The organism is Cesiribacter andamanensis AMV16, assembly GCF_000348925.1.
GTDB classification, from domain to species: domain Bacteria; phylum Bacteroidota; class Bacteroidia; order Cytophagales; family Cyclobacteriaceae; genus Cesiribacter; species Cesiribacter andamanensis.
This window is the reverse complement of record NZ_AODQ01000146.1, coordinates 1-10,169: the sequence shown is the minus strand read 5'-3', so window position 1 is coordinate 10,169 and position 10,169 is coordinate 1. Positions and strand designations below refer to the sequence as shown.

Annotated in this window: 8 protein-coding genes and 1 pseudogene; 4 read left to right on the top strand and 5 right to left on the bottom strand. The window is 56.0% G+C overall.

Annotated elements, in window-relative coordinates:
* Positions 1-907, top strand: a 907-nt coding sequence (locus tag ADICEAN_RS18350) for a PIG-L family deacetylase (protein WP_040398133.1), incomplete at its 5' end; no start/stop codon positions are given.
* Positions 908-1,019: 112 nt separating this feature from the next.
* Here ADICEAN_RS18350 and ADICEAN_RS18345 read toward each other — a convergent pair.
* The 4 genes from ADICEAN_RS18345 to ADICEAN_RS18325 form a co-directional block, all read right to left on the bottom strand.
* The gene (locus ADICEAN_RS18345; protein ID WP_009197155.1) at positions 1,020-1,514 is read right to left on the bottom strand and encodes a YfiR family protein; all 495 of its coding nucleotides are present in this window, start codon (positions 1,512-1,514) and stop codon (positions 1,020-1,022) included.
* A gap of 432 nt (positions 1,515-1,946) precedes the next feature.
* Complete coding sequence (locus ADICEAN_RS18335; protein ID WP_009197153.1) at positions 1,947-3,542, bottom strand: hypothetical protein; 1,596 nt, start codon at positions 3,540-3,542, stop codon at positions 1,947-1,949.
* 360 nt (positions 3,543-3,902) lie between these two features.
* Positions 3,903-4,811: a glucose 1-dehydrogenase gene (locus ADICEAN_RS18330; protein ID WP_009197152.1), complete on the bottom strand. Its 909-nt coding sequence runs from the start codon at positions 4,809-4,811 to the stop codon at positions 3,903-3,905.
* 116 nt (positions 4,812-4,927) lie between these two features.
* A complete protein-coding gene (locus ADICEAN_RS18325; protein WP_009197151.1) occupies positions 4,928-5,929 on the bottom strand; it encodes an ABC transporter ATP-binding protein in 1,002 nt (333 codons plus the stop codon).
* 168 nt (positions 5,930-6,097) lie between these two features.
* Here ADICEAN_RS18325 and ADICEAN_RS18320 point away from each other — a divergent pair, with 168 nt between their 5' ends.
* Positions 6,098-6,364, top strand: a complete 267-nt coding sequence (locus tag ADICEAN_RS18320) for a hypothetical protein (RefSeq protein ID WP_009197150.1) — start codon at positions 6,098-6,100, stop codon at positions 6,362-6,364.
* A gap of 405 nt (positions 6,365-6,769) precedes the next feature.
* A complete protein-coding gene (locus tag ADICEAN_RS18315; RefSeq protein WP_009197149.1) occupies positions 6,770-9,112 on the top strand; it encodes a penicillin-binding protein 1A in 2,343 nt (780 codons plus the stop codon).
* 64 nt (positions 9,113-9,176) lie between these two features.
* Here ADICEAN_RS18315 and ADICEAN_RS18310 read toward each other — a convergent pair whose 3' ends face one another.
* Positions 9,177-9,536 (bottom strand): hypothetical protein, encoded by a 360-nt coding sequence (locus ADICEAN_RS18310; RefSeq protein ID WP_009197148.1) that lies wholly within the window; start codon positions 9,534-9,536, stop codon positions 9,177-9,179.
* 202 nt (positions 9,537-9,738) lie between these two features.
* Here ADICEAN_RS18310 and ADICEAN_RS18305 point away from each other — a divergent pair.
* Positions 9,739-10,169 (top strand): annotated as a pseudogene (locus ADICEAN_RS18305) (DUF389 domain-containing protein); the annotation flags it as partial.

The window sequence follows — 10,169 nt, the reverse complement described above, 5'->3', positions numbered from 1 at the left end:
TGGCAAGCCCAATGCGCCCGATGACCGCCGGCCCGAGCGGGCTGAACCGGCCCAAAAACGGGTACTCATCTTTTCGCCGCATCCCGATGATGATGTGATCTCCATGGGGGGAACCTTTATCCGCCTGGTTGATCAGGGCCACCAGGTCCATGTGGCCTACCAGACCTCGGGCAATACGGCCGTCTGGGATGATGATGTGCTGCGCTACATGGAGTTTGCCCTGGACTTTAATGCCAGCATGGGGCGTGAATCCGAGGCCTTACGGACCGTCTACGAGGAGGCGCGCACCTTTATCGCTACCAAGCAGCCCAACCAGGTGGATACCGAGGCTATCCAGAATGTGAAAGCCTTTATACGCAAAAGTGAAGCCATCGCTGCCGCGCGCTATGCCGGCCTGAGCGATGATCACATTCATTTTATGGCCCTGCCCTTTTATGAATCGGGCAAGTTCAGCAAGAATCCCGTTACCGAACAGGACGTCGCCCTCACCATGGAACTGCTGCAGCAGGTAAGGCCCCATCAGGTGTTTGCCGCCGGCGATTTTGCCGACCCCCATGGCACCCACATTGTCTGCTTCCGCATTGTGCTGGAGGCCCTCACCCGCCTGCGCAAAACCGAGGCCTGGACCCGCGATTGCTGGCTGTGGCTCTACCGCGGGGCCTGGCATGAGTTTGAGACTCATGAAATTGAAATGGCCGTGCCCCTCTCGCCCCAGGAAGTGGAGCGTAAACGCCTGGCTATTTTCAAGCACCAGTCGCAAAAAGACCGGCCGGTGTTTCCTGGCGACGACGAGCGGGAGTTTTGGGTGCGGGCGGAAGAGCGCAACCGCGAAACCGCCCGGCACTATGATCGCCTGGGCCTGGCCAATTATGAAGCCATGGAAGCCTTTGTACGCTGGAAGTTTTAGCGACACCAATCAGGTAAAACCAACACTTCCCCATTGGGTCCCTGTGCTGATGCGCGGGATATCCAATGGGGAAGTGTTGTCAGGGCAGGGGCACCTCTCGGGGGCGCCTGCCTTATTCTACACGCTTGGCGTAGGTAAGAATCTCTTTGGAGAGCTTAATGCCCTTGGCTTCGCTGTTGGTTTTGGAAAGCTCAAAGCCCACCTTGTTGTCTACCGTCAGAAAGCTGATGTGGCTGCCTTTGGCAAACTGGTTGTTGCGCTCGGTAATGATCAGGGCATTAGGCGCCAGTGCAAGTACCTCGCTCAGTTTGGAGGTTCTGGCGTCCCCGATAAAGACCATGTGCGCATCTTTGGTGTCCTCCACCTTATTGGTATCGATGATCAGGATCTTGCGCCCGTTAGATACCGAGTTGTGAAAGTTGGCCATGCGTTTGGCTACATCACTATTGCCAAAAATAACGATCTTATAATCGCCCGAGGAGGGATGTTCCGTCATTTTGGTAAAGCGGTAGGTAAACACAGCATACACATCGTTCTTCTCGTAGGTCTGGGCCGCAAGCGGCAGACTCAACAAAATAAGGGCAATCAGAGAGAATAGGTGTTTCATACTATAGGGTTGATATCTAAAAAAAGCCAGTCCAAAAACAGTGCCATCCATACTACTGGCAGTAGGGGCGGCGCCTACCCCTGGCAGGGACTAATCCTGAAGCAAAGATAGAAAAGCCCTGCATTAGACTGGCCTGCAGGCAGTTCTGAACTGAACGGAAAACCTACAGGTGTCAGGCCTCAGCCATAAACTGTGGGATTAGCGCCGGCTACCAAATTCATCCTATTTGTACAAATTTAAATGCCAAAGTCGGCAGGAATGCCTGATTTTGAGAGGCTTTGTGCAAGCAGATGGCCTGCAACAGTGTGCCTGGCTCTCCGAAAAAGTTAAATTCCACTCTTTTTCTGTACATGCTGACCTGCTTTTGTAGAATCTTGTCGGGATAAATTCCGGAAAGGATCAACATGATGTTGGACCATTTTTGTAAACAGGCTACTGTTTTTCGCCGGCAAAATCCTTGAACGTTCGGGCTACGTTTTCGCTGGTGGGCTTCTTTTTGTTCTTCCAGCCGGCATCCAGTTCCAGGGCTACCAGCCCGCGCAGGTTCATGACGCCTATGAAGTCGTCCATTTCCTTCATGAATTCAGGTTTGCGACGGGCCGATTTCAGGGCATATTTACGGGCAAAGATGTCGCCTTTGGTCTGCAGTTCATTCCGCTTCTCCATAATGTAATTGAGGCGTTCCACCAGGTCTTTGGTAGAGCGGCCAATCACCTCGGTTGCCTCCAGGGTTCCGATGGTCATAACGGCGGTACCGCCTATGGCCGTAATCTTTTTAGAGGTGCCGGGCTCCTCCACCACCACGGGGGTAATGCCGGTGGCAGCGCCCAGGGAGGCGTTGGTAAGCGAGCGGGCCTTTTTACCCCGTTTGGCCTTGCGGTAGCGTTTTTTCAGATCTTCTTCGGCCTCGGTCAGCTGCTCCATCAGGTCCCAGGCGCGCACCATGGCCGCGCGGTAGTCTTCATACAGCTTGCGGTCCTGCTCGGCTTCATTCACCGCATTCAGAATGGTGAAATACACCCGGCGCTCATCCTGTTTGTTGGCTTTGTCCAGCACAAAAAAAGTAATGTGAAAGGAGAGGGAATCCAGGGGGTCCTTCACAAAATCATAGCCCGGCTTCCAGATAAATTCCCATTGGGAGGGGGTGTTTTTTACCAGCGCAGCAGCAGGCACCTGCGTATTATCCGACAGCATGCTAAACGAGGCAATATCACTCTCCCCATTGGGGTCGTAGAGCTGAAATTTCAGGTTAATGGTGGCATCTTCACTGTAGCGGAAGCGGTTCTGGGAGGGAATCATCTGAATGCTGGGGGGCAGGTCCTGCTGGGTGACTTCTATGCGAAAAGACCCTTTGGTACGGGCTTTGGCGGGCTGGTCTTCCAGCCAGAACTCCAGCTGCAGCGGACGGTTGCGCAACTGGTTAAACTGCGTAAGGGAGGGTTTCCAGCTAAATTCGCCCTGCGGGCTTAGTTTGGCGCCCTCAGGCATCACCTCCAGGTTGGGCACAATCACCAGGGGGTCGCCATCGGCATCCATCAGGGCCGATTGCTCTATGGTGTAGATATTCTGCTGGTTGTAGCGGACATAAAAGGGCTTGAGCTCGCCGACCTGGGGCGGACGGTTGGCATGCTGCACCTGTAGCTCTACTACCTGGTGCACCCGCTCCTGCTGCCGGTTGCGCACTTCAAACAGCAGCTGGTAGGTGCTGTCGGGGCGCAGGCGGCTTACGGCATCGTAGCCGGGGGTCCAGGTAAAATGGCCCAGCGAATCAAACTGCAGTCCCTGAATGCCTGCCGGCATCACTGTAAACACATAGGCAGTATCGGCACCCCCGGAGGCGTGCAGCCGAAATCGGAGGGTTTTTCCCTCCTGTACGCTCGTCCAGCCCGGCTGCTGCGGAAGGTGCAGCCGCAGGGGCTGGCCCTGGGGGCCTGCCAGGTGGCTGAGCGAATCGCCGGAAGGGGTCTGGGCAGCCAGGGGGGTATACAGCAACAGGAGCGCAGCCAGGAGATAAACACACTTTTTCATAGCCTGCATCAGATCAATCACAGATTCTCAATAGCAAGCTTAAAACTACTCAATAGCCGGCTGATATAAAATGAGCAGCTACCAGCAAAAGTCCCCTTCATGTACCAAAAATCAGCAAAATGCCGAAAGCCGCCAGCCTGTTGATTCCCTGCCTTTGAAAATGAAAATCGGCTCCTGCAATTGTCTAAGTGAAGACCTGGGACTATGCAGCTTGTGTTTCAGCAAAGGAGGCAGCCTGCCGATCTGACCCAATGCCCGTGCAGTACCTAAAAAAGCCCTGCCCCCTGGGGCACCGCTGAGCGGGCAGGAGGGCAGGGCATGTGCAGAGCATCAGCTACCGCAGGCGCAGCGCCAGGCAGGCTATATGGTAGGGGTGCCGCCCGTTACCTGTACGGTAGAGCCGGTAATGTAGCTGGAGTCCTGCGAGGCCAGCAGCACATACACAGCCGCCAGCTCGGCGGGCTGCCCGGCGCGTTTCAGGGGCACATCTTTGCCAAATTGCTTTACCTGATCAGAGGGCATAGTGGCTGGGATCAGAGGGGTCCAGATGGGGCCGGGGGCTACACAGTTTACCCGTATGCCTTTATCGGCCAGCAGCTGGGCCAGGTTGGCCGAGAAGTTCTGAATGGCCCCCTTGGTGGCGGCATAAGCCAGCAGGCTGGGGGTGGGCTTGTAGGCGTTTACCGAGGTGGTGTTGATGATGGAGCTGCCCGGCTTCATGTGCGGTTCCGCGGCCTTGCAGAGGTAAAACATGGCGTGGATGTTGGTACGAAAGGTGTAGTCCCATTCTTCGCTGGGAATCTCCTGCAGTGATTCCCGCGCCATCTGAAAGGCTGCATTGTTTACCAGAATATCGATCTGGCCAAATTCGTCTACGGCCTGCTCCACAATCTTTTTGCAGTGGGCCTCCTTGCTGATATCACCAGCCACCAGCAGGGCTTTTCTCCCTTCTTTTTTGATCCAGTTGGCGGTTTCCTTTGCATCTTCGTCCTCATTGAGGTAGGAGATCAGCACATCGGCGCCCTCCCGGGCAAAGGCTATGGCCACCGCCCGGCCAATACCGGAATCGCCGCCGGTGATCAGCGCTTTCTTGCCCTTCAGTTTGCCCGATCCTTTATAGGACTGCTCCCCATGGTCGGCCTGTGGCTTGAGACCACCCTCGGTTCCGGGGGCTTCCTGCTCCTGATTTGGATAAGGGGGTTTGGGATAGCGCTCCCGCGGATCTTGTTGCTGCTGCTGTTTGCTTTTTTCTTTATGAGAAGTGCTCATATCGCTACGGATTAAGGTTGGAAAAAATAGTAGTGGGCTGCCGCCCGCTTTTTCAACAGGCGGTAGCTGCTTAGCTACAACTCAATCCTTCAGGCGGAGGTTTGGCAGATCCGTACCTAAAGATAATGTACCGCAGGGCGGGCTAGTCCCAGCCAAACCGTATCGCCAGGGGCTGCCACTGCCTCCAGGCTGCGGATACGCAGTTGGGTTCCCTCTAGCTCAACGTCCAGCTCAAAATGGCTGCCATAATAGACGATACGCTGCACCCTAGCTGCCGGGCAGCCCGGCTGGGGCTGGCTGAGCAGGTGGAGGGATTCGGGCCGCAACAGCAGGCGTTTGCCGGCCGGTGGCTGCCCCAGCAAGGGGATCAGGCCCTTTTGCTGAGGGGGAGACAGCAGGCTGCAGGGCCCAAAAAGCCGGGCCACATAGGCATTCTTGGGCTGTTCGTAAATTTGCCGGGCTGAGGCCTGCTGCACCAGCTGTCCCTCCTGCAGCACCAGGATCTGGTCGGCCCAGGAAAGGCTATCCAGGGGGTCGTGCGATACCAGGATAACGCTGATGCCCAGCCGCTCGCTGATGGACTGGATCACCTCTTTCAGGTCGGCCTTGTGGGCCATGTCCAGGTTAGAGAAGGGCTCATCCAGCAGAATCAGCTCCGGTTTGCCTACCAGCAGGCGGGCCAGTGCAATGCGCTGCTTTTCGCCGCCCGATACCTGGTCGGTCCTGCGGGTTAGCAGGGGGGTAATGCCGCATAGCGCATAGAGCGCCGCTGCGTCTGAGGCCGCCAGGCTATTGGCATACTGCAGTACCTGCTCTACCCGCAGGGAGCCCGGCAGCTCAAAGTGTTGGGAGAGATAGGCAATGGACCGGTGGCCGGCCACCAGCTTCTCATCCGGCCCCTTTACCCGCTCGCCCTTAAAGTGTATACTTCCGGCATCGGGCTGTACCAGGCCGGCAATAATCTTCAGCAGTGTGCTTTTGCCGGAACCGGTCTGCCCGGCCAGGGCCAGTTTCTGGCCCGCCTCCAGGCGAAAGCTTATGCTGTTGAGGGCCGTTTGGCGGGGCGTTGCCTGCGAAGTAAGCCATTTGCTGATGCCGCTTAGGGAAAGAAATGTCATAGCATTGGGGCTTTAGCGCGGTGGGGGACTGCCGGAGGGGCCTGGCCAGGTATGCCGTCCACTTCCGCAACCCTGCCGCCCGGCCTGCGTTTGAAAAGAATATGTTAAATTTGCCCGTGGCCTCAGAAACGCTGGCCGCAGGTGCTTTCTCACAAATGTAAAGAGACAATGAAACTGTTACATAAACAACGCCATGCCGTAGACGGGCAGGCGGTGGATTTTATTTTTCTGGAGGATGCCGATTTCAGAACGCTGATCCAGGGAAGTCCGCACCGTTTTGTAAGCGACTACCAGGAGGCCGATATTGCCGTGGTGCTGGTGGGCTATCCCTCCCTTACCTCGGTAGCCCCGGAAGGGATCAATTTTTCTGTAGGGCTGCTGGGCGAGCTTTACGCCAGCGAAACGCCGGTAAGTCCGCTGCCAGGTCAGGCCTAACGCTAGCTGCTGGCTTCCAATAACTACACGTGCACAAGAGGGGTATCCGCAGGGATGCCCTTTTTTTATGGCGCACACCCGGCACCAGCAGCGGATACCTAGTACCGCTAGCTGGCAGGCAATCCCCTTCATTGTACTTTAGGGCGGGCCGTTTTGCACCTGGCTCAGAAAGCAGCAGGCATGTAGTATTTTCTGCTTCTTTACCTGCCTGACGGCCATGGCTGCATCCAATAAAACACTATCTTTAGGAGTTAACAAAAGCACTAGGCTGCGCGTAAGGGGGCAGGCGTATAGCTCCGCCTGCCTTGCTGGCACTCACTGCGGAGGCACAAGGGGCCTTTAGGTTCGGCGGCAGCTTACGTAACCAGCTTTTCTCCTGTTACAGATCTATCTACCTGCTACACTATGGGCGCTACCACCTTAGTAAAAAAACGAAAAAAGAAACAAGGCAGCAGCCGCTCGGCCGCTACACTCTACCGCAAACTGGTCATTGGCCTATGGGCGGGCTTTGTGGCCCTGCTGCTGGGCTTTCCCTTATACCTCTACACCGTTAGCGTTGATTTTCTGGGCCTTTTTGGCGGAATGCCCAGCGCCACCATGCTGGAGAATGCCGAAAACGACCTGGCCTCCGAGCTCTGGGGGGCCGATGGCAAACTGCTGGGCAAGTATTTTCGGGAAAACCGGGAAAATGCCGCCTATGATGAAATCTCTCCCTACCTGGTGCATAGCCTGAAAGCCGTTGAAGACGCCCGCTTTGAGGAACATTCCGGCCTGGATGGCGTCAGCCTGATCCGGGTGGCCATCAAGTCGGTACTGCTGGGCCAGAACAAGGGGGGAGGCAGTACGCTCTCCCAGCAAACGGCCAAGGTAATGTTTGATCTGCGTACCGATGAGCAGTATGAAGGCAAACTGCATGGCATCAACTACAAACTTGACATGCTGCTGAAAAAGACCAAGGAGTGGATACTGGCCGTGCAGCTGGAGCGCACCTATACCAAAAAAGAAATTCTGGCGCTCTACCTCAATACCGTAAGCTTTGGCAACAACACCTATGGGGTAAAAGTAGCCTCAAAAGTCTATTTTGATAAGACCCCCAACAGCCTGAACCTGCAGGAATCTGCCCTGCTGGCAGGGGTGGTGCAAAACCCCACCCGCCTGAACCCCGTGCGCCAGCCCGAAAATGCCCTGCACCGCCGCAATGTGGTGCTCCATCAGATGGTGAAGTACGGCTACCTCACCGAGGCCCAGTTTGATTCAGTAAAGCTGCTGCCCCTGAAGCTGGAGTACCGGATCGAAAACCACAACGAGGGGCCTGCTCCCTACTTCCGCTCGGTGATTCGGGAGTTCCTGAGCAAATGGGCCCGCGAGAATGGCTACAACATTTACAAAGATGGCCTGAAGATCTACACCACCATCGATAGCCGCATGCAGCGCCATGCCGAGCAGGTGGTGGCCAGCCACATGGCCTCCCTGCAGACCCGCTTTGAAGAAGAGTGGCGGGGCCGCAACCCCTGGATCGGCGAAGATGGCCGGGAGATCAGGGGATTTCTGGAGCAGGAGATCAAAAAGACCGAGCACTACCGCAAGCTGGTGCGCAAGTACGGGGCCAAGTCCGACTCGGTCTGGATCGTGCTGAAGACCAAACGTCCCATGCGGGTGTTCAGCTACAAGGGCGAAAAGGAGATGAACCTCTCGCCACTTGATTCGCTGGCCTACTACAAGCGCTTTTTGCATGCCGGCTTTATGGCCATGGACCCTGCCACCGGCGCCATCAAGGCCTGGGTAGGGGGGGTAAACCATACCCACTTCAAGTATGATCATGTGCAGCAGGGCAAGCGCCAGCCGGGCTCAACCTTTAAGCCCTTTGTGTATGCTACGGCCATCGAAAATGGCTACTCGCCCTGCTATCAGGTGTACGATGTGCCCCGCAGTTACGAGACCGGCAGCGGCACCCCCTGGGAGCCCAAGAACTCGGATGGCAAATGGACCAATGCCCCCATGAGCCTGCGGGAAGCCCTGGCCCGCTCTACCAACTCGGTTACGGCCGAAATGATGCACAAGATGAAGCCCGAAAATGTAGTGGCCATGGCCCGGCGTATGGGCATTAGCAGCGAACTGGAACCTGTACTGGCACTCTCCCTGGGGGTGAATGATGTATCGGTGCATGAACTGGTGGGCGCTTACAGTACCTTTGTGAACCGGGGGGTCTATACCCAGCCCTACTACATTACCCGCATTGAAGACAAGAACGGCAACCTGCTCTATAAGCCCGAGCCGGTAACCCGGGAAGCCCTCAACGAAGAAACTGCCTACCTGATGCTGCACATGCTCAGCGGAGGCGCTGAGATGGGCATTGGCAGCTCGGCCCGACTGTCGCCCAGCCTGCTGCAGCGGGTAGCGGTAGGCGCCAAAACCGGTACTACCCAGAATGGTTCTGATGGCTGGTTCATGGGGGTAACGCCCGAGCTGGTAGCCGGCGCCTGGGTAGGCGGGGATAGCCGCCACATACGTTTTCCCAGCTGGACCTCCGGGCAGGGCGCCCGCACCGCTATGCCCATCTGGGACCAGTTTATGGTGCGGGTGATGAATGATAAGGCTCTGGGCTTTAAAAAGACCGCCTTCAGCATGCCTGAAAAACCCCTCACCATTGAAACTAACTGCGACCGCTACGGCCGCGGCACTACTGACTCCGACTCGGTAGAGGTAGCACCCCGCCCGGTGATTTCGCCGGATGATGTGATGTTTTAAAAGGGAAAAAATCCCTCTTGTAAACCTGACAGGTCTCAAAACTTGTCAGGTTTTTTTTTCCTGTTCAATTAGGCATGGAAACATCGTCGGCTTCTCGTCTACTGGCATACTGGCTGTTCAGGTACTTATAGAGGGACTCAAAGTTCTCGGGATTGATGCGGGAATTAACGGCTGCCCGCCGGCCATCGGAAAAGAGCATGTTGATGGAATAGACAACCCCCCAGCGCAGATAGTGGGCCTGCTGGATCTTCCAGCTGCTCAGGTCCTGCTCCAGATGCTGCAGCCGTTTGCTAAAAGGGTAGCGCAGCAGAATCTTGTCCTGATCCAGCTGCAGCTCTACCCGTTCTCGGAAAAGCATCAGCCCCAGCACAAGCAAAAATAAGAGTAGAATGCTCACCAGCACAAGGAGCAGGGTACTGTTCATGACCTGAAGACGCTAAGGTACTGCCTAGGTAAGCCAGAAGCCTGCCGGAAGGTTTTGTGCGCCGCTAGTAGCCGTTACCTCGTTCACCAGCAGGGAAGCCCTGGGGGGGAGGCAGCGGCAAGCCGGCTTTTTTCTGCCGCATTCACCCCTTTTTTCTGCGAACATTTGGGGGCAATTAGGGCTTTAGTAGAAAATTATCTGCATGAAGGGCATTGTATTGCTATTTGACGAAGCACAGAAAAGCCAGGTTACCAAGTCGATAATCCCCCATTTTAACCATCACCTTAAAAATGCAATTGCCTACCGAAACGGGACAGAAGTGCCGATTGAGGCAGATGATTTTGTGGTAACCTACCTGGCAGATGAACAATTGCGGGAGCTGTTGCCGGCGGTGCTGGAGCAGCACTGGAAGGTGGGCTTTCTGCCGCACCCCGATATGCTGCATGCCCGCAGAGGCTTTGGCATAGCCGATGATCTGCACGAAGCCATGGATACCATTCTGCAGGCGGATAACGCCCTGAAGGTAGACATGCTGCTGGTGAACAAGCGCCCGGCCTTTGATACGGTTGTGATTGGCGAAGCGCTGAGCGTTGTTTGGGGCAGCAACGAGCCCACACGGCAAAAACGGAACCT